The following is a 26,299-nucleotide window of genomic DNA, read 5'->3' as shown; positions in this document are numbered from 1 at the left end:
TACCCCGATAATAGAACAACTTTTTTAACGCAAAGGGAACAGGAAGTGATGTATATCGGATTAAATCACAGCCGGACGGGCGCCCGGCCGTATGACGGCAGTCAGATAGCCCAGCCGCCAGCGTAAAAAACCACCAGGATAATGGCGATAATGACCGTGCCAATATTCAATTTACGCCATTCGCCGGCGATAATGCGGCCTATCGTCAGCGACGCAAAGCCCAACATAATACCCGTGACAATATTGCCGGTAAAAACAATAAACACCGCGGTGATAAGGCCAGACATCGCATCAACGAAATCACTAAAATCAATTTTCGCCACATTGCTCAGCATTAATAGCCCAACATACATTAACGCCGGGGCCGTGGCATAAGCCGGCACCAGCCAGGAAAGCGGCGAGAGAAATAAAATAAGCAAAAAGAGCACGCCGACCGTGACAGCCGTCAGCCCGGTTCTACCACCAGCCGCCGTACCTGCGGCAGATTCGATATACACCGCCGCAGGAGAAGCCCCCAATAGACTGGAGAGCACGCTGCTCATGGAGTCCGTGGTTAGCGCTTTCCCGCCGTCAATGATTTGCCCGTCTTTATCCAGAAGGTTTGCCTGCCCGGCTACGGCGCGAATTGTTCCGGTCGCATCAAACACTGCCGTCATTACCAGAGCCAGTACGCTCGGCAATACCAGCGGGTTCAGCGCGCCGGCAATATCCAGCGTTCCAATCAGCGAAGCGCTCTGTTCATCATGCAGAGAAGGCATAGCGAAGATACCGTGAAAATGGACCGCCGGATCGAACGCCAGCCCCAGCAGCGAAATAACCACAATGGTGAGCAGGATGCCACCCGGTACGCGGCGTTTCTCAAGCCCAACGATTGCCGCCAGCCCCAGTAATGTCATGATGGTTGGAAAGCTGGTGAAATTGCCCAGCGCAACCGGCAGGCCGTCCTGCGGGTTTTTTACCACTAAATCAATGCCGTTCGCCGCAATCAGTAACAGGAAGAGCCCAATGCCAATTCCGGTACCGTGCGCGACGCCCATCGGTAAATTACGCAGGATCCAGCCACGAATGCCGGTCGCAGAGATTAGCGTAAACAGCACGCCCATCAAAAAAACGGCGCCCAGTGCAACCGGGATGCTCATGTGCTGCCCCATCACCAGGCTAAATGCCGTAAATGCGGTGAGAGAAATGGCGCAGCCAATCGCCAGGGGTAGATTGGCCCATATCCCCATGGCGATAGATCCAACGCCGGCGACCAGGCAGGTGGCGACAAAAACCGCGGCAGGAGGGAATCCCGCTTTCCCCAGCATGCCTGGTACTACGACCACCGAATAGACCATCGCCAGAAAGGTGGTCAGGCCTGCCACCATTTCCTGACGAACCGAGCTGCCGCGTGCGGAAAGATGAAACCAGCGTTCAAATACACCGCCGGTACGCGCGGTTGGCGTTGTCATAAAGAATTCCCCTGAATGAAGATTACAGTGCTGCACAGCATGCAAAAGCGCCATGCATTTTATTCGCCATGCCATCGCTTCTGGCGTCAACTTCAGCCGACGCAAACGATTAACTCGATGGTTAAAAAAACGCGTTAACGCGAAGGCAAACGATTATCTAGCGTTACGGTAGCGATTTTCAACTTAACTTTGCCGGTATTTTGCAAAAAGTCGTACGCCTGATGATTTTGTCACCGCTAGTAACGCAAACGTTCTCTTTTATGGAATCCGGCCGATGTTTTGGGGTAATCACTGTCCCTTTAGCGACAAAATAACTTCCAGGTGAAATTCATTAATTCTTTATAGGGATTAGCGATTAATTATCGATATCTTTTAGTAAACGCGCGCCCGTTCCCTGGCTGCCCAGCGTGTCGTCAGGGTTACGCAGCGGACAGTCGCGCCGCGAAAGGCAGCCGCAGCCAATGCACCCATCCAGCTCATCGCGTAACGATATTAGCGTATGAATGCGCCGCTCCAGCTCATCCCGCCAGCGTGAAGAGAGCGCTTTCCACTCTTTTGCGCTGAGCGTGTGGCCTTCCGGTAACATGCTGAAAGCCTCGCCCACCGTGGCTAACGGAATGCCTATTCGCTGCGCTATCTTAATGATCGCCACATAGCGTAATACGTCGCGCGTATAGCGGCGCTGATTCCCGGCGTTACGCTGGCTGCGAATAAGCCCTTTACTTTCATAGAAATGCAGCGCTGAAACGGCGACGCCGCTGCGCTGCGCCACTTCGCCCGGCGTCAGCAGCGCTTTCAGGCGGTTTTTAGGGCGGGATAATTTATTTTCCAAAATTAACTTTACCTCAAGTTAGCTTGAGGAATTATACTCCGCCCCTGTACCTGTTGGAAACCTGATGAGAGGATAATAATGTCACATCATGAAATTATTCAGACGTTAACCGAATGGATCGACGATCATATCGACCAGCCTATGAATATTGATGTGGTTGCGAAGAAATCCGGTTACTCCAAATGGTATTTGCAGCGTATGTTTCGCACCGTGATGCATCAAACGCTGGGCGAATATATCCGCCAGCGGCGCCTCGCGATGGCCGCCGAAGCCTTGCGGACCACGCAGCGACCTATTTTTGATATCGCGATGGATTTTGGATATGTGTCGCAGCAGACTTTTTCACGCGTTTTTCGCCGCGAATTCGATCGCACCCCTACCGATTACCGTCAACGCGCCTAATTCTGTGGGCCGCCCTCAACTGAACTTCTCTTTTAGGCCTAAAAGTCGCGCTGCCATCTGGTGAATTAATCGACAAATGTGATATAGTTCACATGTTGAATGCAACATAAACTGATATTACATTTTTGTAACGACTTATTCCCCACGCGGCCTCAGGTCATTGATGCTCCGGTATTCGGAAGCAGGGCTTTGCTATATGTCGCGTATCCGTAATAAGTTCGCTTTGAGGATTAAGCCCCATGGCTACGCTTACCACTGGCATTGTTCTAATGCGCTGGCAGTTAACGAGTGCGCTATTGATGTTTATCGCAAGTACGTTAAATATTCAGCTTCGTAAATTTGATCACGGTGTAATGGCGTTTTTCGCCAGCGGTATTGGTATCGCCGCTTCATGCTGGTTCGCTACCGGGCTATTGGGAGTCAGTATCAATTTCCCGCTTATCTGGGTGCATCTTAAAGATTTATTGATTGAATCCATGAATAATATGCCGCCCGAGTGGCCGGCAATGATGGCTTAAGAGTAGTTATCGCATCACGCTCCCTCACGAACAGGGGGAGTAGCTCAGCAATACTTTTATACGCTGGCCGATACAGAGCCTTTTGCGACGTGCCTGAAGCGCCTTTCCACCGCCGCGCCGGGTGCCATTAACCGCTATGCCCGAGCGCAGCTAGCCGCGCCTTACTACCCGGCGAAGTTCGCCGTCCCGCAATCTGCCAATCAGCGTACCGACGATGGTATAAAATGCCCCTAGTAAAATCAGGATGAACACATCATTTAGGGTGTTTTGCCAGGGAAGCTCCATTTGATTTACACCGGCAATCGCTTTGGTCGCCCACGTGGACGGTAGCATCGACGATACGGCTCTGACCCATCCCGGCATTGACTGCAGCGGCCAGATGGTCCCGGAGATGTAAAAAACCGGCATCGTAATAAAGGAGAGCGTTAGGTAGATCATCTCCACGCTGCGCAAGCACTCCGTCAGTAATTTTCCCAGGCCCAGCACGGCGAGTAAAAAAGGAAACGTTAACAGTAAAATTTCCGGTATCGACGCCGTTTGCCGGTAGCCCAACACCCAGGGCCACAGCACAAACAGCACGATTGATAAAAATAGCCAGATGGGTAAAAGCGCAGATAAACCGCCCAGATACACGGGCAGCGGCGGCTTACCCTGCGCACGCAGCATAATGCTGACGCGCACGCTCGCTATCATCAGCGAGTGCTGTAGTAGCATGACCAACAGGCCCGGAAATACAATAGCCGCAAAACTAATTCCGGGATTAAATAGCCCTTCCGTCTGCCCGATAATCGGCGTCAGCAGAACATTCGCCTGGCTGCTACTAAAGCCATTGCGCAGTAAGAGCTGCTTGTCATAGTGATTTAGTAGTTCCTGATAAGCGGCCATGACATCCTGCTGGATCTGCCCATTCGACATGCGATTGGTGGCATCGCCGTAAACCGGCACGGTGACCGATTTACCGGCTAACAGTTTCTTTTCCAGGTCAGTTGGGATAACCACCACGGCAAATAATTTCCGCCAGCCTAGATCTAAACGCGCCTCATCCAGATTGTCATAAGCGCGCGTGCTAACCTTAGAACCAGCATCTAGCTGACGAATAAGCAGACGGCTGGCCGGGCTGTGATCCTGATCGATAACGGCCACCGGCAGATCCCACACGGTGCGATGCGCATAGATGGTACTCATGACGCATAGAGACACCAGCAGCATCATCCACATTGGGCGCTCCAGTAGCCCCATCAATACCTTCGTGAAGGTCGCCCAGTAACTTTTCATAACACGACTTCCTGCTTACGCAGACGCTCCGGCAGCCGCCGACGCACTAATAGCCCGGCAATCAGCGGGTACATGAGCAGCAGCGCGCAGACGCTAAATACCGGCCGCCCCGGAACCTTACGCAAAAAGAGGTCAAACATGGCATATAGCGCATGCGTGAGCGGCTCAATATTGGAAATAATTTGCGCAGGCAGAGACATTGACAGTTCGGGTACGACGATTCCGGAAAACGCCAGCGCGATACTCACCATAATTCCCATTAGGGTGTACGCCGTTATCTCGCTGCCGGTAAACGTGAAGAGCAGCAAACCAATGCTTTGCGCCGCCATCACGTAGAAAAAGGCCACGCACAGCATATAAAACAGGTTTCCTACCACGCGCGCGTCAAAAACCCACACTAATAGCGCAATCTCTGCCATTAGCAGCGTGGTGTAACACAGAGTATAGGGCGCCAGTTTTCCTAAAAGCGACATGCTAAACGAACTGGAATAAATCAGAGGTTTGCTACGTGCAAGTACATAAATCATGCACGTCACTACAAAAAGCTGCACCAGATGGATAGTCGCGGCAAATTGCTGGTAATACACATAGCTTCCGCTGGCGTTGAATAAGCTGTCGTAAGAAAGCTCCACCTGCGCCAGCGGTGGCGGTGTCTTGCCCATTTTGGCCGCCAGAATAGAGCGATAATTCGCATTCAGCTCGCTAATCAGCCCGCCGAAGTCCTGGGTAGAATAAAATCCGGCACCGTAGAATAACGCATTGTAATAAAAGGTAACGCGCGGCTGGCGGCCAGCCAGCGCATCCGCCTCAAAATCGGCGGGAATATACACTAGCCCATAGTCCTGTGCGTCACGCATTCGACGCATCGCTTCGGAAAGGCCACCTGACGCTGGCGTAAGCTGCGCATGGGAGCCGGCGTCCAGCTTACGAATAAGCGTGCGCGAAAGTTGGCTATGATCGTTATCCACTACGGAAACCGGCAATTCCTGCAGCGTGCCTTCCGAGAAGTTACTGCCGATAAGCCCGAATAATAGCAGCGGAAAGCACCAGCTCAGCCAGTGAAATACCGGCTTACGCAGCGCGGTTCGCACTTCTCTGCTGAATGATAAGCGAAAGCAGTGCCAGCCAATCTTTATTCCTTCCATTGCCATAACGCGCTCATCCCCTGACGAAGCCCAGCCACCGGCGCCGTAGGCCACAGGCGAACTTCAAAAGTTTTTAGATCAAAATCTCCCGTCGCGCGCGTGGCGCGCTTCGTCGCGTAATCTCCCAGCGGGGCAATATAGTGCACTTCCGCTTCGATAATTTGATTATTGAGCGCGGGAACGCGCAGCCGCACTTTATCGCCTTTTCGCACGTGCGCCAGGATGTCTTCGCGAAGGTTAAATACGAACCAGGCCTGCGGCTGGCGCACCAGGGTTAGCAGCGGGCTGGAGGCATTTAACAACTCACCAACTTCCGCAGGGATCGGCCCAACTTCCCCATCGACCGGCGCCTTAACATTTAGGTCGTCGGCCTGCACTTTAATTTCCTGGAGTTCATGCTCAGCCTGCCGAAGCTGGGCGGCATAAGACGCCCGCTGTTCTACGCGATCGCCATTTTTACCTTCATCGAGATTGGCTTTTGCCGCCAGCACTTTTTGCCAGGCCGCGTCGCGCGAAGCGCGCGCATTTTCCAGTTCCTGAGCGGATACATAGCCGCGCGCGGCGACCTGTCGGTTGCGCGCATAGGTGTCCTGCGCGTTGCGATAATCAGCCTCAGCCTGAGCCAGCGTGGCTTTCAGGTTGCGGATACTCTCCTCACGGGTGCCGTTTACAGAAAGGTCGAGCTGCGCCTTTGCCCGATCGCGGGTGGCCTGAGCGGCCTGTAATTGCGCAATCAGCTCAGGCGCTTCGAGCCGCATCAAAAGCTGACCGGCTTTTACATCATCACCGCGTTCAGCGAAACGCTCAACGACGCGCCCCTTCGCTTTTGATGTCACAATCACTTCTGAAGCGTCAACTTCCCCTTGCAGTAATATGTCCTGATTTTGCGCGCGAAATAGCACGGCCAGCGAGATAACTATCACGACCAATAGTAGCGTAAACAGCGTTTTCTTCTTCACTGAAACGGTCTCCCTATCCTTTCCACAGTATGCACCCCGGCTCCATGTTCATAATTATGGTTAACAAGCGTAACACAGGAAAAACAGGATGATTAAACACCGGACCACATCTACACGCTGACAAGGCCTTTTAAAAGAAGTTTGGTCAGACTTACAGGGAAGGAACCGCTGCACCGCCATACGACAGTGCTGCTTAAGAGGATAAAACTATGGCTCACACGGTACCGGCTTACCAATGTGGTAGCCCTGAAACCAGGTCACGCCGAGGCGGCTTAAGCACTGGCGCTGTTCTTCGGTTTCCACATATTCTGCGACGATTTCCATGTTCTTTTCTTTAGCAATATCGCAGATGGATCGTACTATTTTTTGGTCGACCACGCAGGTCAAAATATCTTTTATAAATACGCCGTCTATTTTGAGGATATCTGCTTTCAACTCTTTTAGCCGCTGATAATTCGCCATGCCAGTGCCAAAATCATCAATCGCGATTTTAACCCCGTGACGCGATAAATAGTCAATATTTTCACGGGCATTATCGGAGTGCAGCAGCTCCTGCTCTTCCGTAATCTCAATGACAGCACACGACGTGGCAACCCGGTAGCGCGTAAACAACGCAATGACTTTCATCCCCAAACCACGTTTTACCAGCGTGGCTGGCATAATATTGATGGAAAGCCGCTTACGGGTTTCACCCGGGAAATGTTTACTCAAAAAGCACAGGCTTTTTTCCAGAACCAACAAATCGAATTTTTCACACAGGTTAAATTCACGTATTACTGGCAAAAAGCGATCCGGCGTCAGGATTTCATCACCGCAGCGCAAGCGGCTCAGTATCTCGCGATACTCCTCGCCCTGCTCGGTTCGAATCGGTTGACCATACAGTAAAATATCGCTGTGTTTCAGCGATTCAATGACTTTCGCATGCAATGTCCACTGCCGATCAATACTGGCGGCAAGCTCGGCTTCCCGTTCGTCCAGCGCCACAACAATATCATCTTCCGGCGCGCTTTCCGCCAGGCGTGCGAGTTTGTTGATAAAACGGTTGAACTCTTCCGACGGGTGATAGTGCCCCCATGCAAGCTGGTAGTTCATTTCATACACGCGCCCTTTCCAGCTTAGAACTAAATCACGCAGCACCTGCTGTAATGCCAGCAGTTGACTCTCTCGATGTTCCGTATCCAGTAAAAACAGAAGGTCGCAGCCAGGTATAGTATGAATCCGATAGGCCAAGTCGGGACGGCCGCCAAACGCGGCGGCAATAATACGCTTGATATGTAAGCGCATACTCAGCCCGTAATGCTTATCCAGCAAATACAGATTGTGCATATTGATGTAGCACAGCGCGCCGCCGTTCTGCTCAATTAGGCGTTTCTCAAGTGAACGGATATTCGGTAACCCCGTTAGCGGATCGGTTGCCGAAATGGCGTGGACGATACCAAGCATGGCACGGTGGCTACGTTTAATGAAAGTCAGCCAAAAGTTAGCAATGGTAAATACCACAATAGTCGACATCAGCCATACCAGCAGCGGGGCATAATCGCTGCTGGAGATAAAATTCTGATTGAATTGCAGCAGCGCGAAAATGGTAGCGCTCCAGGCGTATTGCATTAGCTCACTGTTAAATTGCACTATGCCATAAATAAATATCAGAAATAAAAACGGCACTAAATAACCCGCGAAGAATGAATTCCTAACGGGGTAGCAAAATAGCGCAACGGTCGTAATTAATAGTGCGCTCCACGCTATACCTCGGCTCCCGGGGCAGCGTAGCGTATTCAGCGCAGCGCTGATTTGGCGCTTAAAGCGACGGCGCACGCCCTGTGACGAAAACAATAGGCGATTAAACGAATATAGCACCGGCGTAAAGGCGAGCGCTGGAAGGGTCATGCTTAAAATCGCCGTAAAGAGATAAATTTCCGTGCCGGAGTAAAAATAGTGCGCCAGTTGAGGAGTGTCCGTATATAGCAGGCCTGCCCCATACGTCATCAGCTTTGTCAGTAGCGGGCTAACAAAACCCAACAGTACAATACGCGAACGGCTGGTGCGCAGGAAAAAGCCGCCGTTCCAGCGGGAGCCTTTAATATTGCGCATCAACGTACAGCTCAATATTAACGGCACCAGAATACTGAGTGTGAGTATGAAAATAGCCGATAGCGGTAGCTGAACGAATACTAAGCCAAATAGCGTTAATACCGCGCCGGTCAGAGGGAGCCAGCTACGCCGGTCCAGCGCGATAAGTTGAGCAATGATAAAACTATAAGGCAGCCAGGCGATGTGACTAACCTGGCCCTCTATTACCGCCTCGGGCGATAGCAAATTCAGCAAGTACAGGCTTATCACATCAATAAAGTAAATCAGTGCCGTATTCCTGGCCGAAAACAAGTAAGACATGGCAGTACCAATTACGCGGTAATATTTATCGGCATATCTGTTTTGCCGGCCCGTTTTGCCTGATACATTTTTCTATCGGCGTGCGCGATGGCATCGCTTAATGCCATACCTGGTAGCACCTTACACACGCCATAACTAATCGAAAGCGGAATTTGTGCGCTAAACAGATTAATGTCATGTGCAATGCGCTTCATGCACGCATACACCTGCTCTTCACAATCGTTACTAAATAGAATAAAAAACTCATCCCCGCCCATTCGTACCGCAAAATCAATGCCAGGAATTAAGCGACTGCTGATGGCACGAGAAATATGCGTCAACGCATCGTCTCCCGCCGGATGCCCCCATGTATCATTAATTCTTTTAAAATTATCGCAGTCGATCATTGCTACCGTCATCGCACCCGGCGCGCAGCGTTTTTCAAACTGCTTTAACCAACCACGGTTATATAAACCCGTTAACGGATCGCGCAGCGATTCGTTACGGCGCGCTCTTGCCCTCCCGTCGTGGATGAGGTAGACCACCACAAAGCACAGGGAAAGCAGCATCAGGACAATTAAATCACCGCGCCCGCTGCGGGTCAGGTAATAGCGCAGCGGATTCACTGTCGCAATGACGTCGTAGCGATCATTAATCGCCGAGTGAATCTCTTTGCTGTCGCCTTCCTTACTTTCACCTACAATGCGGAAACGCGTGTTTGTTTGTCTATCCAGTAAAAAGATGTTCAAGAAGTTATTTCGGTCCGAAAGCCCAAGACTTGATACCAGAGACTGCAATTCATTTTGCTGGTAATCAAAACACAGGGAGCCTAATACCCTATCTTTCATTCCCTGGCTTTGGTCGAAAACGATATGTTGCACGGTAATGACCGGCGCGCCCGACAGTGAATCTATATAAACCGGAGAGACTTTGTTTGCCTGTGTATGCGGGTCATCGCGCAGTTTAAGATAGAGATACCCCTCAGAGCGGCTATGGGGGAAAATACGGTAGCCTTTTTGTTCGCCAGATTTAAAGATGTAGGTAGACAGCGGTGTTTTACCAACAAAATACACGTAAGCATTATCTTTCGATAAGAAATAGCGACGCCCTATTTTACTGTAATGAGAGGTTTTACTTTCGATTCCTGCTGCAATATCAACGGCCTGAGCGATGAGAATAGCATCATCATTCATCGGAATATCAGACTGCAGCGTACCGCGAAAATTATGATTAGGGCGATCCGCATACAGGTTAAAACCATAAATACCGCTGCGGGAATCATATTCCGGCATTAACTGCGGCCAGCGGCGATTTCCGCTTTTCAGGCGCAGATAGAGTACCGATACGGCATCGGTAAAATTTTCATTGTGATAAAGGTCGCTTTCAATCACGCGCGAAAGCTCATGGGCCGTCATTTCAGCTATTGAAAGCTGGCGCCGGTATGAAATATAGCCTAATAGCGCCACGGCCAGCATAAAGACCAGCAGCGTCGTTGTAATCACGAAAAGCTTTGAGTCGAACCACGATCGATGAATAGCCGGGGCCGCTTGTTCTGTGCTAATCACAGTCACTGTTTTAACTCCAGAGGAAAAGGCCGCGTACGCGATCCTTTAAAACCGTAATACCATCATATGGGCGTTGCCCCAGCCGTCAGACGCTTTCTAATAGGCAACGATGATGAGTCACTACTGCATCCCTGCCTGTCAGAAAGTCTGGCCGACTTACGAGCCGGTTTTCTCTCTCCAGATTAAAATCTCGCGTCTCTTCCCGTGATGCGACTGGCGATCGGTATCGCCTGGTTAGCGCAGCAGAAGCCCGATGCGCCAAATGGTCTTTTCATGCGCAGGCGGCCTGTATGAACTACGACCGCCCTATGGTGTCGTTGCGCCGGTGGCAATAAACCCCGTCCACAGACATTCCATAGCCGATCAATATCCATGCCGGATAGGGGCTTAACCCCGTAACTTCTGCAAAATAAAATGATTTTCGGCCATGCTTCACATCCACCTTTTTGAACCATGGCACCCGGCCACGGTAAATATCAGGAGGAAAGTTTCAGGCTCTGCGAGTAAACCCGTTGTTTGCTTAATCTACTATTTCTTTGCTTTGTGTAAATGTGTACTACGGTAGATGGTTTTATTTTGTTAATTATTCGTTTAAGAAATGCAGTTATCAGAAGCTGGCATCTGTCTTTAAGTTGCGCACAGATTATCATTTATTGCTTAAAATACAATTCGTTTGCATATAATTTATCAGACAAAAACATATGATCATGATTTCATGATAAAAAAAATAATCGAACTCGCTATTTTTTCTGCCAATAAACAGCGCAAATTGTTGATAATATTGTGACTTAACACAAGAAGTATTTTATATTTTTTATAAAAATGTTTTGTTGTTGTTTCTTATTTTACATGATGACCCAGAGTATAGTTCATATGTTAAATAATACTCCCTTTAATTACGGTTCATTAAAATGAGTATTATTTAACAGCTGTGGTGACAGGCTTAGTTACCCTTATTTATATTATGGTCATCGCCACTATGAATTATAGAAATAATATATTTATAATGACTCTCATCATCATTCGTTTTATTGCCTATTTTATTCTTCCTGTTTAAAAATAAATTCTTTTCACTGGCAACATCCATGCAGACATGCCCATACGATACAGCGTAACCAGCGCCCAATGCTGGAGAATAATCTCGCTTCAGATAATCTGTTTAACGGATGATATTTCGGATGCCAACTGTATAGATAATTTTAGTGTGAGTGCCCGACAATCCATGCCAGGAAATCACCACGGGAATGAGGAGAGGATGCGGTCGATATTATGATGGAGGCATTATGCGCGCTGAATAGCCGCCTGCTAGAGCGCACGCTGACAGGCAGCCCATTGAATTTATATCAAAAAACGTAACAAATAGCCCTGCAGGATGGTATGACGATGAACATTATTAGATAACATGACTCCAGCTGAACTCAGCCTGAGTCTTCAGAAAGGCGAAAATTTCTTGTTTATCAATCTGGGGCGGGCAACCAGACACCTTTATCACTGATATCTAGCGCCTGCTCACGTATGCCACCCAAGCTGCTGATAGTAAAGGTGTAATGACCGGGTGCCTGTTGTAGTGTGGCAAAACTACTGCCTGCGATCACCGGCGCCTCTGGTTGACCATTGAACCGAGCGCACTCGCCCTGCTGCAGTTTAATGTAGACCTGCGCCACACGGCTGGCGATGGAACAAACAAATTCTGGCTCCGGCTCAGGTTCGCGCAGGGCGAAACGGAAATTTACTGTGATACACCCCATTCAAGTATGAGTGACAAATACAGTCCACCTCCACGCCTGGCAGAGCTGGCTATATCCGGCAAGTGTTATCCATCTCTTCAGCCGTAGTAGGGTGAATTGGTTAATGACAAGAGCTGGCACTGAATGCAATGCGGGTGGTCGTATAGCAATGAAAACAAGAAGTATAGCTATCTTTCATTCAGGCTCGGCCAAAACAGGCAGTACGATAGCGAAGACTGGCAATGCTTCATTCAGATCGACCATATGGTGCCAAATATGAGTCACCACAACTACGGTCAGATGAAAGGTGAAGAAGCCATTTTCAAGCCGCTGAAAAAGGCAAATTCGTAAGTGGATATCTTAAATACGAGCCATAGCCATGGCCGCTATTTGCATTGCAATCCATAAACCAACCGGGACCACAATTACTACGGAGGTTTAGTCCAGAGACCTGCAAGCAGGCCTCTCACTAAACGTAGTTTTGATTAGAACGGAATGTCGTCGTCAAAATCCATCGGAGGCTCGTTGGAAGGCGCGCTCTGCGGTTGAGGCTGCGCCTGCTGGGGTCGGGACTGCGCGCCGCCGCTAAACTGGTTACCGCCGTTCTGAGGCTGCTGTGACTGCCCCCAGCCGCCACCCTGGCCCTGCTGCTGGCCGCCGTTGCCGCCCATGCCCGCACCTGCTCCGCCGCCCTGGCGACCACCCAGCATTTGCATGGACCCACCAACGTTAACCACAACTTCCGTCGAGTAGCGATCCTGCCCGCTTTGGTCCTGCCATTTACGCGTACGTAGCTGACCTTCAATATAAACCTGAGAGCCTTTACGCAGGTATTCGCCAGCCACTTCTGCCAGCTTGCCGAACAGGACGACTGAATGCCATTCGGTGACTTCTTTCATTTCACCGGTCTGCTTATCGCGCCAGGATTCAGACGTTGCCAGCCGTAGGTTCGCCACAGCGCCGCCGTTTGGCATATAGCGGATTTCCGGGTCCTGACCCAGATTACCGACGAGAATCACCTTATTTACGCCTCTGCTGGCCATTTTCGTGTCTCCTGAGATGATATTCAGATAGTTTAAGGCTCGGGATTCTAACACGCCAGTCGCACAGATAATACCTGCTGTCCACATTCCAAGAATCTCGCACTGGTTGCATCTATTTGCACGGAAGACTGGATATTCATCCAGCCTGATTTGTGTCATAATTAGCCGCTTCGGGCCGCCAGTTTCGTCGTTCTCCGTACTGGCCTACGCGTTTATTCCGGGATAGGTGAATGGATAAGATCGAAGTCAGGGGCGTACGCACCCACAATCTCAAAAACATCAGTCTTGTTATTCCACGAGATAAGCTCATCGTCGTTACCGGCCTGTCTGGCTCAGGTAAGTCTTCGCTAGCCTTTGATACGCTATACGCAGAAGGGCAGCGCCGCTATGTGGAATCCCTTTCCGCCTACGCCCGACAGTTTTTGTCGCTGATGGAAAAGCCGGACGTCGATCATATTGAAGGGCTATCTCCGGCAATCTCCATCGAGCAGAAGTCCACATCGCACAACCCGCGTTCCACCGTGGGTACCATTACGGAAATCCACGATTATTTACGCCTGCTGTTCGCCCGCGTCGGCGAGCCTCGCTGCCCGGATCACGATATTCCGCTGGCGGCGCAAACGGTAAGCCAAATGGTGGATAACGTACTGACCCAGCCGGAGGGCAAACGCCTAATGCTGCTGGCGCCGGTCATTAAAGAACGTAAGGGCGAACACGTTAAAACGCTGGAGAATCTGGCGAGCCAGGGCTACATCCGCGCCCGCATCGACGGTGAAGTGTGGGATCTCTCCGATCCGCCAAAACTGGAGCTGCAAAAGAAACACACCATTGAAGTCGTGATTGACCGGTTTAAAGTCCGCGACGATCTGGCACAGCGCCTGGCGGAATCGTTTGAAACCGCGCTGGAGCTCTCAGGCGGCAGCGCGATTGTCGCCGACATGGACGATCCTGATAGTGAACCGCTGATTTTTTCCGCCAACTTCGCCTGCCCGGTCTGCGGCTATAGCATGCAGGAGCTGGAGCCGCGCCTGTTCTCGTTTAATAACCCGGCCGGTGCCTGCCAAACCTGCGATGGGCTAGGCGTCCAACAATATTTCGATCCTGAGCGTGTGATACAAAATTCCGAGCTGTCGCTGGCAGGCGGTGCCATTCGCGGCTGGGATAGGCGCAATTTTTACTATTTCCAGATGCTGCGATCGCTGGCGGAGCACTATCAATTTGACGTGGAAGCGCCCTGGGAAAGCCTGAATGACGAGGTTAGAAAAGTTATTCTGTACGGTTCAGGGAAAGAAAATATTGAGTTTAAGTACGTCAACGATCGCGGCGATACCTCGGTGCGCCGCCACCCTTTTGAAGGGGTACTGCATAATATGGAGCGGCGTTACAAAGAGACAGAATCCAACGCCGTCCGCGAAGAGCTGGCAAAATTCATTAGCAATCGCCCCTGTACAAGCTGTCACGGCACGCGCTTACGCCGTGAAGCTCGCCACGTTTTTGTAGAAAACACTTCGCTGCCGACGATTTCAGAAATGAGCATCGGCCACGCGATGGATTTTTTCAACGGGATGAAACTTGCGGGCCAGCGCGCAAAAATTGCGGAAAAAGTATTAAAAGAAATCGGCGACCGCCTGAAGTTTCTGGTCAACGTCGGGCTGAATTATCTAACGCTGTCCCGCTCGGCGGATACCCTTTCCGGCGGCGAGGCCCAGCGCATCCGGCTCGCCAGTCAAATTGGTGCCGGGCTAGTCGGGGTAATGTACGTACTGGATGAACCTTCAATCGGGCTGCATCAGCGCGATAATGAGCGCCTGCTCGGCACGCTTATCCACCTGCGCGATCTGGGTAATACCGTCATTGTGGTCGAACATGATGAAGACGCCATTCGCGCCGCGGATCATATCATCGATATCGGCCCAGGTGCCGGCGTGCACGGCGGTGAAGTGGTCGCCGAAGGGCCGCTGGAGGCGATAATGGCGGTGCCGGAATCGCTTACCGGCCAGTTTATGAGCGGCAAACGCCAAATCGCCATTCCCGGGCAGCGCGTTAAAGCCGATCCGCAGAAAGTGCTCAAACTCATCGGTGCACGCGGCAATAATCTGAAAGATGTTACGCTCACTCTGCCGGTCGGGCTATTTACCTGCGTCACCGGCGTTTCCGGCTCCGGGAAGTCGACGTTAATTAACGATACGCTGTTCCCACTGGCCCAGCGCCAGTTAAACGGCGGTACCAGCGCTGAAGTAGCGCCTTATCGCGATATTCAGGGGCTGGAACACTTCGATAAAGTCATTGATATCGATCAGAGTCCCATCGGGCGCACGCCGCGTTCAAACCCTGCCACTTATACCGGTGTTTTTACCCCCGTTCGTGAATTATTCGCCGGAGTTCCTGAATCCCGCTCGCGTGGATATACGCCGGGACGTTTCAGCTTTAATGTGCGCGGCGGGCGCTGCGAGGCCTGTCAGGGCGATGGCGTGATTAAAGTCGAAATGCACTTTCTACCGGATGTCTATGTCGCCTGCGATCAGTGCAAAGGAAAGCGCTATAACCGCGAGACGCTGGAAATCAAATATAAGGGTAAGAATATCCACGAAGTTCTGGATATGACTATCGAAGAGGCGCGTGAATTTTTTGACGCCGTGCCAGCGCTGGCTCGCAAGTTACAAACGCTCATGGATGTCGGGCTGTCGTATATTCGCCTCGGCCAGGCCGCAACTACGCTTTCCGGCGGTGAGGCCCAGCGCGTAAAACTGGCGCGCGAGCTGTCAAAACGCGGTACCGGGCAAACGCTCTATATTCTGGATGAACCGACTACCGGCCTGCACTTCGCGGATATTCAGCAGTTGTTAGAAGTGCTGCATCAGCTTCGGGATCAGGGCAATACTATTGTCGTCATTGAACACAACCTGGATGTGATTAAAACCGCGGACTGGATTGTGGATCTCGGCCCTGAAGGCGGGAGCGGCGGCGGTGAAATACTGGTCTCCGGTACTCCGGAAACCGTCGCCGAATGTAAGACATCGCACACGGCACGCTTTCTGAAGCCACTTCTGAAGAAAGCATAACTCACCGCAATAGGCGTCTTTACCTGAACAGTCCGCTGCGGGCTGTTCAGGCGATTAGCTTCAAATACTCCTGAAGTTAGCGGGCGAGCATGCTAAGCAAGCGCTCACTTCTTATCGGTTATACCTACATAATTTTAAGCATTCGCGCTTTTTGGCAGCCGTTCGTACTCGCTGACGCCCGTAATTTTGCTTTCCCTCGCGCGAGGCTGAAAATCCAGTTTCAATTTATCAACGTATTGGCGTATCAGAAAACAATCCGAGCTACGCCCCCATTATCTGACGACGCGTTTGTTCCGGCAGCAGCGCCAGCGCCTGCTGCCAGGAGTCGTCCACCAGATAATAGATCTGCGAATCGGGAAGATCGCCATCCAGATATAGCGTGCTCCAGTGTGCTTTATTCAGGTGGCGGCTGGGTGTCACATCACGGTGTTCTTCACGCAGTAATTCAGCCAGCGCGGGGCTGGTTTTAAGCGAAACTGCCTGACGCCCGTTCTGTTCATGAACCATAGCAAAGAGCACATCCGCCACTTTAATTTGCGTCGCTTTCCAGTCTGAATGGACGCTTTGCCGGGCGCCGTTTTTGCTCATACAGTACTGCAATAACTCCGAATCAGTCATGGTATTTATTCCCCCTGTAATGTAGCGATAATACGGCGCTGCCCGCCGTGAATACGATGCTCACCCAGCCAGATACCCTGCCAGGTGCCCAGCGCCAGGCGCCCATTCCGGACAGGTAACATCAGCGATGCGCCAAGCAGCGACGACTTCACATGCGCCGGCATATCATCTGGCCCTTCATCAGCGTGATGCCAGCCGGCGTTTTCCGGCACCGCCTCCAGAAAATAGCGCTCCATATCGCTTCGCACCGAGGGATCGCAATTCTCATTAAGCATCAGCGACGCAGAAGTATGTTGTAAAAGCAAATGCAGCAGCCCCGTTTGCACATGGGATAGCGCGTGCAGTTGCCCGGATATCTCATCGGTTACCAGGTGAAAACCACGAGTTTTCGCAGGTAACATTACCGTTTGCTGATGCCACATAACCGTTCGCTCCTGTATTAACCATAGCGCTTTAAGTATGTAGCTTGCAGAAGAAAGGTAAAATTCAGCGTGGAAATAGTTACGTTAGCGGCGGAAATAATGCTTACCTGTCGTCTTGTAGCATTCGCCGATCGCTAAAAGACGACGCGGGCTGATAATCCGGGATAAAGCGACTCAATATTCTGAGTTTACTACCACCTCTTCCCCAAGAGATCCTGCGCGAGGCAGAGGGCGGTTAGTGGAGTTTCCCGCACGCAGAATGCGGATGCCCCGGGCGCCTACCGCGCGCGCAGCGCGAATATCTCCGTCAGCGTCACCGTAAAAAATGCCCATCCGCTTTTCTTTCAGCCACTGCGTTTTGGCATTGCGTCCCACATCTTCACCGGCAAATACCACCGGATTCATACTCGCGTCTGGGATTTGAAATACGCTCTGCAGCGTTTGCGAAACCGTCTCTGTTTTGGTGTGCGTGCGGCCGGTTACAAACCAGATACTGTCTCCGCGCCTGACGTGCATGGCGATCAGTGCCTGCGCCACGGCTTTTGGCATGCTAAATGCGTCCCAGCCGTTGTTCATTTTTTCCCAGAACGCTGGATTATCCAGATACGCATTGCTGCCCGGGGAAAACTGCGCTTTTCCGCGCCAGAAGCCCGCGCTGGAGAACAAGACAGTGTCATCGATATCAAACCCTACTGCCATTGGAGGTTTTCCTGCCAGGCTGTGCTCAATTTGCGCCACCGAAACCCAGTGTATCGGCGCCTGCGCCGTAAGTTGTTCTATCGAGGCACCGGGCCATAGCGGTGCCGGTGCGGGCTCTTGCGCCCGTGCGTGCCACGACAGCGCCACCGCCAGGCAGCCCGCGCCCCAAAGTGACAAATATCTACGCATCTTTTTTCCTTAATGTGTGTTTAATTTAATCCACCTCAGCCAACGCTGTACCCCATATTTAAGGTCACCGTTGCCTGGTTATGCAGAACATTATCCCGGCTTACCCGCTTGCTCTTACAGGCAATGGCACTAATTACGCCTCTTAATGGGCATTCATTGTCGACGCTTTTTCACGCAAAGCCGCAGCCCCGCCGTCTGCAATTGACATCCACACCCTGGCCTTAGCCATAACGTAGCTCCCAGCGGGGAACAACACCGCAGTGGAAAACCTGCGGTGTTGCGTATGAATAGAGCCTTATATTGCAAGTAAGCGCTTACATCACAGCCGCAAAAGCGCGCGCAACATAGTGAACATTACTGCGATTTAACCCTGCCACGCACATACGACCACTGGCTATCAGGTAAACGCCAAATTCCTCTCGCAGTCTATCAACCTGTGCCGCGCTGAGGCCGGTGTAACTAAACATCCCGCGCTGGCGCATAAAATAGCTAAAATCCCTGTCAGGGATTTCACGACTTAACAACTCCACCAGCGCGGATCTCATATCCAGAATACGCTGGTGCATTGCTGCTACTTCAGCCAGCCAGTCCGCCTTTAACGCCGCGTCATTTAATACCGTCGACACTATATGCGCGCCATAGCTCGGCGGGCTGGAGTAGTTGCGACGCACCGTCGCTTTGAGCTGCCCCAAAACCCGGGCGGCAGCGGCGGCGTCCTCGCACACAACAGAAAGCCCACCAACCCGCTCACCGTATAGCGAGAATATTTTAGAAAATGAGTTGCTGATAAGGCACTGCATTCCCGCCTCGGCGACAGCGCGTATCGCGTAGGCGTCTTCTTCCATACTGCTGCCAAAACCCTGATAAGCGATATCGAGGAACGGGATCAGCGCGCGCGCCTTCAGGACAGCAATCACGCGGTCCCAGTCATTGGGGGTTAAATCCGAACCGGTTGGATTATGGCAGCAAGGATGGAGCAAGATAATGCTGCGCGGCGGAAGCTGGTTCAGGGTATCCAGTAGCGCCTCCAGCCGCACGCCTTTCGTCGCATCATCAAACCAAGGGTAAGTATTCACTTTGAATCCAGCCCCTGAGAATATGGCAACATGATTTTCCCAGGTAGGATCGCTGACCCAAACCTGGGAATCAGGGAAGTAGCATTTCAAAAAGTCCGCGCCGATTTTCAAAGCGCCAGAACCGCCCAGCGTTTGCAGCAAAGCGATACGCCCTTCACGCAGGGCCGGGTGATCGGAACCAAACAGCAGCGGCGCCATCGCGTTACGGTAATCTTTCAGCCCTTCCATGGGTAAATATAGCGACGCACCGTGTGGTTGAGCGTTAATGCGCGCTTCAGCCTGCGCCACGGCGCCCAGCTGTGGCACAATGCCCTGCTCGTTATAATAAAGCCCGATACTAAGATTAACTTTATTATCTCGCGGATCTTCTTTGAAACGCTCCATTAGCGAGAGAATGGGATCACCTGCATAAGCCTCAACGTTTTGAAACACGCCGTTATCTCCTGGTTATGTTGTTCATCATTCATTAATGAATTATGCACATCACAATAACCGCTCCGGCAGGGTAAATCGAGAAGCAGCGTAACAGAATCGTTAACACAGGCAGGCGCCGACTGTAGTTAGGTATGCGAAATGTTTTCAAGAGAGTAGGTCTACTGCGCGCAGCGGCGGCGCCTTCCCCGCTGCGGGATAACGATATTTACTGAGATGCCCGTGAGGCCGTGCGGGATTTCACATATGATGTGGCTTAAACCTGCGCCAGAAAAGAGGCATCATTACCGAAGCGTCTTCTCAGGCTTGCATATCAATCTGATTTTCCATTAAGGCACCGCGCCTGGTACCGATCTCAGTCGATATAGGCTAACGCTACCCGGGACGTGAGCCGGGTAATCAGCTCATAGGCGATGAGGCCAGTCGCTTCAGCAATACGCTCAACCGGCAGCGCATCGCCCCATAAAGTTACCGCATCGCCGGCGTTCTCCTGCCCATCCGGCCCCAAATCGACGCACATCATATCCATCGCGACGCGTCCGACAATCGGCACTTCGCGATCATTGATTAACACCGGCGTACCGGAAGGCGCATCGCGCGGATATCCGTCGCCGTAACCCATCGCTACAACGCCCAGCCGCGTATCACGCGGGCTTACCCAGCTACCGCCATACCCTACCGGCTCCCCAGCCTTATGTTCCCGTACCGCGATTAATGTCGACATCAGCGTCATCACGGGCTGGAACCCTAAATCACTTCCCCAGGGCTTACCCGACATTGGGGAAACGCCGTACAAAATAATGCCGGGCCTTATTTGTTCAAAATGCGCGTCCGGCCAGAAGAGCACACCGCCGGATGCCGCCAGCGAGCGCAGGCCCGGCTTTCCTTCGCAAAATTGCCGAAACAGCGCCATCTGCCGCTGCGTGGCATCAGACTCCAGTTCATCGGCGCGCGCGAAATGGCTCATAATATTCACCGGCTGACGCACATTTTTACAGCGGCAAAGACGCGCATAAAATGTTTCGGCCTCTTCCGGGCGTATGCCAAGCCGGTGCATGCCCGTATCCAGCTTCATCCATACGGTGACGGGCGCGCTCAGCGTTGCCTGCTCTAATGCTGCAAGCTGCTCCCAACAATGCACGGTGGTCTGAAGATTATCCGCTGCCAGCGCGCGCAGGCAGTTCGGGCTAAAAAATCCTTCCAGCAATAAAATAGGCTGGCTGATACCGCCTGCCCGCAGGCGCTGCGCTTCTTCCAGACGGGCCACGCCAAAGATATCGGCATCGCTTAAAGTACGCGCCGTTTCAAGTAAACCGTGGCCGTAGGCATTCGCCTTAACCACGGCCACGATCCGCGCGCCTGGCGCCAGCTCTCGCAGGCGCTGCAGATTGTGGCGCAGAGCGCCGCGGTGAATCACAGCGGTAGCCGCTTGCATGTCATTTCCTTGCATGAATGAGGTAGATGAATTACTGCAGTCAGATTCCAGCGCCGATAAGCGATGCCTGGCATAGTTTATTCTTCGTCATAAGCGGGGCCGGCATAGTTATCAAACCGCGACCACTGACCATTAAAGGTCAGCCGTACCGTGCCGATAGGCCCATTACGCTGTTTACCGATGATAATTTCCGCGATGCCTTTTAAATCGCTATTTTCGTGATACACCTCATCACGGTAGATAAACATAATCAGGTCGGCGTCCTGTTCGATAGAGCCAGATTCACGCAAATCCGAGTTGACCGGGCGTTTGTCCGCACGCTGCTCCAGCGAGCGGTTAAGCTGTGACAGCGCAACAACCGGCACCTGAAGCTCTTTCGCCAGCGCTTTCAGGGAGCGGGAGATTTCTGCAATTTCCAGCGTACGATTATCTGACAGCGACGGCACGCGCATCAGCTGCAGATAATCGACCATGATGAGGCTCAGGCCGCCGTGCTCGCGATAAATACGCCGGGCGCGGGAGCGGACTTCCGTCGGTGTCAGGCCAGAAGAGTCATCGATGTACATATTTTTCTTTTCCAGCAGGATGCCCATCGTGCCGGAAATCCGCGCCCAGTCTTCATCGTCCAACTGGCCGGTGCGAATGCGCGTTTGATCCACGCGCGAAAGCGAAGCCAGCATACGCATCATTATCTGTTCCGCGGGCATCTCAAGGGAAAAGATAAGCACGGGCATTTGCTGAAGCATGGCCGCGTTTTCACACAGGTTCATGGCAAAGGTGGTTTTCCCCATGGAAGGACGCGCTGCCACAATTATCAAATCAGAACGCTGTAATCCCGCCGTTTTCTTGTTCAGATCCTGATAGCCAGTATCCACGCCCGTGACGCCATCGTGCGGTTGCTGATACAGCGTTTCAATACGCGACACCGTCGCTTCCAGAATTTGATCGATACTTTTAGGGCCATCATCTTTATTAGCCCGCTTTTCGGCTATCTGAAACACGCGGGATTCAGCCAGGTCGAGAAGATCTTCGCTGGAACGCCCCTGCGGATCGAACCCCGCATCAGCGATTTCATTCGCCACGGAAATCATTTCACGTACTACGGCGCGCTCGCGCACGATATCCGCATAGGCGCTAATATTGGCGGCGCTCGGGGTATTTTTCGAAAGCTCAGCTAAATAGGCGAAACCGCCGGCGCTTTCAAGCTGCCCAAGTCGTTCCAGTGATTCTGATAATGTGATCAGATCAATGGGGTGCCCCGTTTCCTGGAGACGGTGCATTTCAGTGAAGATTAGACGGTGCGGACGCGTATAGAAATCTTCCGCGACCACGCGCTCTGCAACGTCATCCCAGCGCTCGTTATCCAGCATTAATCCGCCCAGCACCGACTGTTCAGCCTCCACCGAATGGGGCGGCATTTTCAGCGCATCAATCTGCGGGTCGCGGGACTCAGCGGATTTGTTGAAGGGGGTTTTTCCTGCCATAGTGAGTGGGGCACCAAATCATTAAAAGACGGGCCAGTATACCCTTCACGCTACTACGACAAAAGGAGTTCCCATGGCGACGCGTATCGAATTTAATCAGCCTGGCGGGCCGGAGGTGTTGCAAGCCACCACTTTTACGCCACGGCCTCCGGCAGAGAATGAAGTACAGGTCGAAAACAAAGCCATTGGCATCAATTATATCGATACTTATATCCGCAGCGGATTGTATCCCACCGCCTCGCTCCCCAGCGGACTGGGAACCGAAGCGGCCGGCGTGGTAGCTCAGGTGGGTAGCGCAGTAACGCACCTCAGGCCAGGCGATCGGGTCGTTTACGCGCAAGCCTCGCAGGGCGCATACAGCACCGTGCATAACGTCCTCGCTGATAAAGTCATCCGCCTCCCCAATGCTATCTCTTTCGAGCAGGCGGCCGCCTCTTTTTTGAAAGGGTTAACCGTTTTTTATCTGCTGAGAAAGACGTATGTTATCAAGCCGAATGAGCCGTTTTTGTTTCATGCCGCCGCGGGCGGCGTGGGGCTGATTGCCTGCCAGTGGGCAAAGGCTCTTGGCGCCAAACTGATTGGCACCGTTGGCTCAGACCAAAAGGCCGAGCGTGCCAGAGCCGCCGGTGCCTGGCAAACCATTAATTATCACCGTGAAGATATCGCTCAGCGCATAGAAGCGCTCACCGACGGGAAGAAAGTCTGCGTGGTATACGATTCCGTAGGAAAAGCGACCTGGGAAGCCTCGCTTGACTGCCTGCAACGCCGCGGGCTGATGGTCAGCTTCGGTAACGCATCCGGGCCGGTGACCGGCGTTGACCTTGGCATTTTGAATCAAAAAGGCTCGCTCTATGTGACTCGCCCTTCGCTCAACGGTTATATGACCACGCGCGAGGCGCTGGAAGAAGCGAGCAATGAACTATTTTCTTTGCTGGCGAGCGGGGTTATTCACGTCGACGTTCCCCCCGAACAGCAATTTCCGCTTAGTGAGGCAGTCCGCGCTCACCGAACGCTGGAGAGCCGCCAGACGCAGGGCTCTAGCCTGCTGATCCCTTAAAGCGCCGACAGGATTGCGCCCGGACGTGGCTCGCAATCTCAGGCAAATACCGGGCAGCGGTAAAACGCCAGGGCAGATTATATTTAGCGAGTGAGCAGGCGTGCGGCTATCACCGGAAATAATACGGGCTCCCCGCAGGGAGCCCGTTTTTTAGTTCGCGACGTAGTGTAGGGTACAGCGCGAAAACGTGTGCGTTAGCCTTCTTAAAACGCCTGTTTATTTTATATGACAAATAGAGAAAATGGCGCAAAAAAAACAGTATTACACTGCTTTTCGCATAATTTGGTAAACCCCGGCGGTTAGCAGTTAGAAACGCCGGCGCATACGCCGCCAGCGCGCGCGGTCCTGAATCAACTCCGCATAGAGCGGCTGCGCTACCGCGCGCTTTTTCTGTTTCCAGCTGCGAATCATCCAAACTGCAACAATCGCCAACAGCAGCCACGGCAGCATTTTAATCAGCATCACTAGCATGCCGCCAGCCAGCGCCAGGATAAAACCAACGGCCATTGCCGCCAGTATTCCCAGCACCGAGACTCCCATTACCATTAGGATACAAAAGAAGCTAAGTACAAAGAGTAATTCCAGCATGTTTCATTCCTCAGCAAGCAGATGCTTATTAATGCAAAGGATGTGCCAACACATAACGCATTGATCTTGTAAAATATCCGCCCAAACAAAGATTGGGGATTAGCGGAATTCACTATAAAGTGGTTAAATTCATCGGCGGCTGGCCACAAATTCCAGCGCCTTTTCAACCACAGCGGTATCCGCACCGGGACGATGGGCATTCTCACTTAAATGTCGTCGCCACTGTCGCGCGCCCGGGATCCCCTGAAACAACCCCAACATATGGCGCGTTATATGCCCAAGCCACGTGCCATGGCTCAGCGCATCCTCAATGTAAGGATACATCACGCGCACCACCTCTATCGGATCGCGGTCCTGCGTTTGCATATTAAAAACGAGCCTGTCTACGCCCGCCAGCAGACCGGGGCTTTGATAAGCTTCACGCCCGACCATTACGCCGTCCATATGCTGCAAATGCATCTGCACTTCTTCCAGCGTTTTTATCCCACCATTAATGGACATCGTAAGCTGCGGAAAATCGCGTTTTAACTGCCAGACACGCGGATAATCCAGCGGCGGAATTTCCCGGTTTTCTTTTGGACTTAGCCCGGAAAGCCAGGCTTTTCTGGCATGAATAATAAAGGTATCGCAGCCGCCCTCGTCAGAGACTCGCTCAATAAAATCGCACAGGAAACCGTAGCTATCGCGATCGTCGATGCCAATGCGCGTTTTTACCGTAACCGGAATAGAAACGGCGTCGCGCATAGCCTTAATGCAATCAGCCACTAGCTGCGCCTCGCCCATGAGACAAGCGCCAAAGCGTCCGTTTTGAACGCGATCTGACGGGCAGCCGACATTCAGGTTTACTTCATCGTATCCACGTTCCTGAGCAAGTTTCGCACAGTGAGCCAACTGCGCCGGGTCGCTGCCGCCAAGCTGCAAGGCAAGCGGGTGCTCTGCGTCATTAAATGCCAGATAATCCCCTTTGCCGTGAATAATTGCCCCCGTGGTGACCATTTCGGTATACAGCAGCGCGCGCTGGGAGAGCTGGCGGTGAAAATAACGGCAATGTCGATCGGTCCAGTCAAGCATCGGGGCAACGCTAAAACGTCCAGCCCAGTCATTATGAGATGTTGTACCCTGAGGACGGGTGTTATCAGTTTCAATCATTTCAGGGTTACCGTGAATCGTTGGAGAGCGGCCGGGCAAGACTGATAAGTAATGTGCCGGGCAATAGAGTAGTAATAAAGCGGCGCATTATAGCATCGCCTTGCATTAAGAAAACCAAACCACAGGGTTGTATCCTGAATAAGGTTTCGCATCACTGAAGGCACAGGCCGCGTATTTTAAGCACACAATGCGTTATTCACCGAGTTGCCTGCCCCGGCAAGTTAAACGCGCGGCTATTGCGCTTTTGTTTGCATCCAGCCTTTACGGTACATGCAACCCTTCACGAAAACCTGCCGTGCAAGTTCGTTCGCATTGCTGGTGGTATAGCTGCCATCTCCGCTTTTAGGCTCGCTAACGTACTTCTGCTTAGATTCTTTAGAGATATATTTCCGGCTCACAGCGTTAACTAACGGTAAAATTTGTAATACCCGTATCCGGCGCGCCGTTTGGATGATATCTTCCTGCCGGTTGGCTGCGCCAGATTTAACTCATTGTTCCTGGAAACATTCCGTTAGATCTAACGCGCGTTAAAAATAAGGATATCCTTCATATAGATAACCCCTATCTTAATATTATCGCCTGAATCTTAATATGCGCCTTAGCGACTCTATAACGCGAATATAGCGGCATTTAGCGTTAAGCAATGACCGTTATTAAGCGCGAGCTGGCTGCGGTTTAGGCAAATAATGGCGCCTTCACCTTCTTATTATCAGCCCTTTTTGATTCACACATAGCGGCTCACAAATATTCGCATGGAATATAAGCCGCGCGCGCCTTTCGTGAGCATCACCTACGGCAAAG

General features: G+C 52.0%; 21 protein-coding genes. 4 read left to right on the top strand and 17 right to left on the bottom strand.

Annotation, left to right across the window (positions count from 1 at the left end; genetic code table 11):
- Positions 1 to 101: 101 nt before the first annotated feature.
- Together SFA31_RS05235 and soxR are read right to left on the bottom strand one after the other, a co-directional pair.
- Positions 102 to 1,451, bottom strand: a complete 1,350-nt coding sequence (locus SFA31_RS05235; protein ID WP_322837025.1) for an NCS2 family permease — start codon at positions 1,449 to 1,451, stop codon at positions 102 to 104.
- A 355-nt stretch (positions 1,452 to 1,806) separates the two neighbouring features.
- Positions 1,807 to 2,283 carry a redox-sensitive transcriptional activator SoxR gene (gene soxR / locus SFA31_RS05230; protein ID WP_322837024.1) on the bottom strand — a complete coding sequence of 159 codons (477 nt, stop codon included), beginning with the start codon at positions 2,281 to 2,283 and terminating at the stop codon, positions 1,807 to 1,809.
- A 78-nt stretch (positions 2,284 to 2,361) separates the two neighbouring features.
- Between soxR and soxS the strand changes: the two genes are divergently transcribed.
- Both soxS and SFA31_RS05220 read left to right on the top strand, forming a co-directional pair.
- Positions 2,362 to 2,685 carry a superoxide response transcriptional regulator SoxS gene (gene soxS, locus SFA31_RS05225; protein WP_322837023.1) on the top strand — a complete coding sequence of 108 codons (324 nt, stop codon included), beginning with the start codon at positions 2,362 to 2,364 and terminating at the stop codon, positions 2,683 to 2,685.
- 239 nt (positions 2,686 to 2,924) lie between these two features.
- Positions 2,925 to 3,203 (top strand): YjcB family protein, encoded by a 279-nt coding sequence (locus SFA31_RS05220; RefSeq protein WP_322837022.1) that lies wholly within the window; start codon positions 2,925 to 2,927, stop codon positions 3,201 to 3,203.
- Positions 3,204 to 3,353: 150 nt separating this feature from the next.
- Here the strand turns inward: SFA31_RS05220 and SFA31_RS05215 are convergent, their stop codons facing one another.
- The 7 genes from SFA31_RS05215 to ssb1 form a co-directional block, all read right to left on the bottom strand.
- On the bottom strand, positions 3,354 to 4,478 hold the full coding sequence (locus SFA31_RS05215; protein ID WP_322837021.1) for an ABC transporter permease: 1,125 nt from the start codon (positions 4,476 to 4,478) through the stop codon (positions 3,354 to 3,356).
- On the bottom strand, positions 4,475 to 5,629 hold the full coding sequence (locus tag SFA31_RS05210) for an ABC transporter permease (RefSeq protein ID WP_322837020.1): 1,155 nt from the start codon (positions 5,627 to 5,629) through the stop codon (positions 4,475 to 4,477). Before SFA31_RS05210 ends, SFA31_RS05215 begins: the two co-directional genes overlap by 4 nt.
- A complete protein-coding gene (locus SFA31_RS05205) occupies positions 5,611 to 6,582 on the bottom strand; it encodes an HlyD family secretion protein (RefSeq protein WP_322837019.1) in 972 nt (323 codons plus the stop codon). Before SFA31_RS05205 ends, SFA31_RS05210 begins: the two co-directional genes overlap by 19 nt.
- 207 nt (positions 6,583 to 6,789) lie before the next feature.
- Positions 6,790 to 8,973: an EAL domain-containing protein gene (locus SFA31_RS05200; RefSeq protein ID WP_322837018.1), complete on the bottom strand. Its 2,184-nt coding sequence runs from the start codon at positions 8,971 to 8,973 to the stop codon at positions 6,790 to 6,792.
- An 11-nt stretch (positions 8,974 to 8,984) separates the two neighbouring features.
- Complete coding sequence (locus SFA31_RS05195) at positions 8,985 to 10,523, bottom strand: GGDEF domain-containing protein (RefSeq protein ID WP_322837017.1); 1,539 nt, start codon at positions 10,521 to 10,523, stop codon at positions 8,985 to 8,987.
- Between the two features lie 1,451 nt (positions 10,524 to 11,974).
- Positions 11,975 to 12,265, bottom strand: coding sequence for a hypothetical protein (locus tag SFA31_RS05190; RefSeq protein ID WP_322837016.1), 291 nt, complete (start codon positions 12,263 to 12,265; stop codon positions 11,975 to 11,977).
- A 464-nt stretch (positions 12,266 to 12,729) separates the two neighbouring features.
- On the bottom strand, positions 12,730 to 13,287 hold the full coding sequence (ssb1, locus tag SFA31_RS05185) for a single-stranded DNA-binding protein SSB1 (protein ID WP_322837015.1): 558 nt from the start codon (positions 13,285 to 13,287) through the stop codon (positions 12,730 to 12,732).
- 230 nt (positions 13,288 to 13,517) lie between these two features.
- On the opposite strand from ssb1, the gene uvrA reads away from it, so the two are divergent.
- A complete protein-coding gene (uvrA, locus tag SFA31_RS05180) occupies positions 13,518 to 16,349 on the top strand; it encodes an excinuclease ABC subunit UvrA (RefSeq protein WP_322837014.1) in 2,832 nt (943 codons plus the stop codon).
- 261 nt (positions 16,350 to 16,610) lie between these two features.
- Here the strand turns inward: uvrA and SFA31_RS05175 are convergent, their stop codons facing one another.
- From SFA31_RS05175 to dnaB, 6 genes are all read right to left on the bottom strand, one after another.
- On the bottom strand, positions 16,611 to 16,967 hold the full coding sequence (locus SFA31_RS05175; RefSeq protein WP_322837013.1) for an MmcQ/YjbR family DNA-binding protein: 357 nt from the start codon (positions 16,965 to 16,967) through the stop codon (positions 16,611 to 16,613).
- 5 nt (positions 16,968 to 16,972) lie between these two features.
- A complete protein-coding gene (locus tag SFA31_RS05170) occupies positions 16,973 to 17,389 on the bottom strand; it encodes a secondary thiamine-phosphate synthase enzyme YjbQ (protein ID WP_322837012.1) in 417 nt (138 codons plus the stop codon).
- A 174-nt stretch (positions 17,390 to 17,563) separates the two neighbouring features.
- On the bottom strand, positions 17,564 to 18,277 hold the full coding sequence (gene aphA / locus SFA31_RS05165; protein ID WP_322837011.1) for an acid phosphatase AphA: 714 nt from the start codon (positions 18,275 to 18,277) through the stop codon (positions 17,564 to 17,566).
- 314 nt (positions 18,278 to 18,591) lie between these two features.
- Complete coding sequence (locus SFA31_RS05160) at positions 18,592 to 19,785, bottom strand: amino acid aminotransferase (RefSeq protein ID WP_322837010.1); 1,194 nt, start codon at positions 19,783 to 19,785, stop codon at positions 18,592 to 18,594.
- 355 nt (positions 19,786 to 20,140) lie between these two features.
- The gene (gene alr, locus SFA31_RS05155) at positions 20,141 to 21,220 is read right to left on the bottom strand and encodes an alanine racemase (protein WP_322837009.1); all 1,080 of its coding nucleotides are present in this window, start codon (positions 21,218 to 21,220) and stop codon (positions 20,141 to 20,143) included.
- A 77-nt stretch (positions 21,221 to 21,297) separates the two neighbouring features.
- Positions 21,298 to 22,704, bottom strand: coding sequence for a replicative DNA helicase (dnaB, locus tag SFA31_RS05150; protein ID WP_322837008.1), 1,407 nt, complete (start codon positions 22,702 to 22,704; stop codon positions 21,298 to 21,300).
- 73 nt (positions 22,705 to 22,777) lie between these two features.
- Here dnaB and SFA31_RS05145 point away from each other — a divergent pair, with 73 nt between their 5' ends.
- Positions 22,778 to 23,761: a quinone oxidoreductase gene (locus SFA31_RS05145; RefSeq protein WP_322837007.1), complete on the top strand. Its 984-nt coding sequence runs from the start codon at positions 22,778 to 22,780 to the stop codon at positions 23,759 to 23,761.
- Between the two features lie 306 nt (positions 23,762 to 24,067).
- Here SFA31_RS05145 and pspG read toward each other — a convergent pair whose 3' ends face one another.
- Together pspG and dusA are read right to left on the bottom strand one after the other, a co-directional pair.
- Entirely contained in the window at positions 24,068 to 24,349 is a 282-nt protein-coding gene (gene pspG / locus SFA31_RS05140) for an envelope stress response protein PspG (protein WP_322837006.1), read from the bottom strand.
- Positions 24,350 to 24,478: 129 nt separating this feature from the next.
- On the bottom strand, positions 24,479 to 25,516 hold the full coding sequence (gene dusA / locus SFA31_RS05135; RefSeq protein WP_416208347.1) for a tRNA dihydrouridine(20/20a) synthase DusA: 1,038 nt from the start codon (positions 25,514 to 25,516) through the stop codon (positions 24,479 to 24,481).
- Between the last annotated feature and the right edge of the window lie 783 nt (positions 25,517 to 26,299).

Origin of the sequence: Erwinia sp. HR93 (genome assembly GCF_034555055.1) — a bacterium.
GTDB lineage: Bacteria > Pseudomonadota > Gammaproteobacteria > Enterobacterales > Enterobacteriaceae > Apirhabdus > Apirhabdus apintestini.
This window is presented reverse-complemented; position numbering and strand designations above follow the sequence as displayed.

Bases quoted from the DNA above. Each gene is read 5' to 3' on its own strand.
- SFA31_RS05235 (WP_322837025.1), bottom strand. From the start codon at position 1,451: ATGACAACGCCAACCGCGCGTACCGGCGGTGTATTTGAACGCTGGTTT.
- soxS (WP_322837023.1), top strand. From the start codon at position 2,362: ATGTCACATCATGAAATTATTCAGACGTTAACCGAATGGATCGACGAT.
- SFA31_RS05220 (WP_322837022.1), top strand. From the start codon at position 2,925: ATGGCTACGCTTACCACTGGCATTGTTCTAATGCGCTGGCAGTTAACG.
- SFA31_RS05215 (WP_322837021.1), bottom strand. From the start codon at position 4,478: ATGAAAAGTTACTGGGCGACCTTCACGAAGGTATTGATGGGGCTACTG.
- SFA31_RS05210 (WP_322837020.1), bottom strand. From the start codon at position 5,629: ATGGCAATGGAAGGAATAAAGATTGGCTGGCACTGCTTTCGCTTATCA.
- SFA31_RS05200 (WP_322837018.1), bottom strand. From the start codon at position 8,973: ATGTCTTACTTGTTTTCGGCCAGGAATACGGCACTGATTTACTTTATT.
- SFA31_RS05190 (WP_322837016.1), bottom strand. From the start codon at position 12,265: ATGGGGTGTATCACAGTAAATTTCCGTTTCGCCCTGCGCGAACCTGAG.
- ssb1 (WP_322837015.1), bottom strand. From the start codon at position 13,287: ATGGCCAGCAGAGGCGTAAATAAGGTGATTCTCGTCGGTAATCTGGGT.
- uvrA (WP_322837014.1), top strand. From the start codon at position 13,518: ATGGATAAGATCGAAGTCAGGGGCGTACGCACCCACAATCTCAAAAAC.
- SFA31_RS05175 (WP_322837013.1), bottom strand. From the start codon at position 16,967: ATGACTGATTCGGAGTTATTGCAGTACTGTATGAGCAAAAACGGCGCC.
- SFA31_RS05170 (WP_322837012.1), bottom strand. From the start codon at position 17,389: ATGTGGCATCAGCAAACGGTAATGTTACCTGCGAAAACTCGTGGTTTT.
- aphA (WP_322837011.1), bottom strand. From the start codon at position 18,277: ATGCGTAGATATTTGTCACTTTGGGGCGCGGGCTGCCTGGCGGTGGCG.
- alr (WP_322837009.1), bottom strand. From the start codon at position 21,220: ATGCAAGCGGCTACCGCTGTGATTCACCGCGGCGCTCTGCGCCACAAT.
- dnaB (WP_322837008.1), bottom strand. From the start codon at position 22,704: ATGGCAGGAAAAACCCCCTTCAACAAATCCGCTGAGTCCCGCGACCCG.
- SFA31_RS05145 (WP_322837007.1), top strand. From the start codon at position 22,778: ATGGCGACGCGTATCGAATTTAATCAGCCTGGCGGGCCGGAGGTGTTG.
- pspG (WP_322837006.1), bottom strand. From the start codon at position 24,349: ATGCTGGAATTACTCTTTGTACTTAGCTTCTTTTGTATCCTAATGGTA.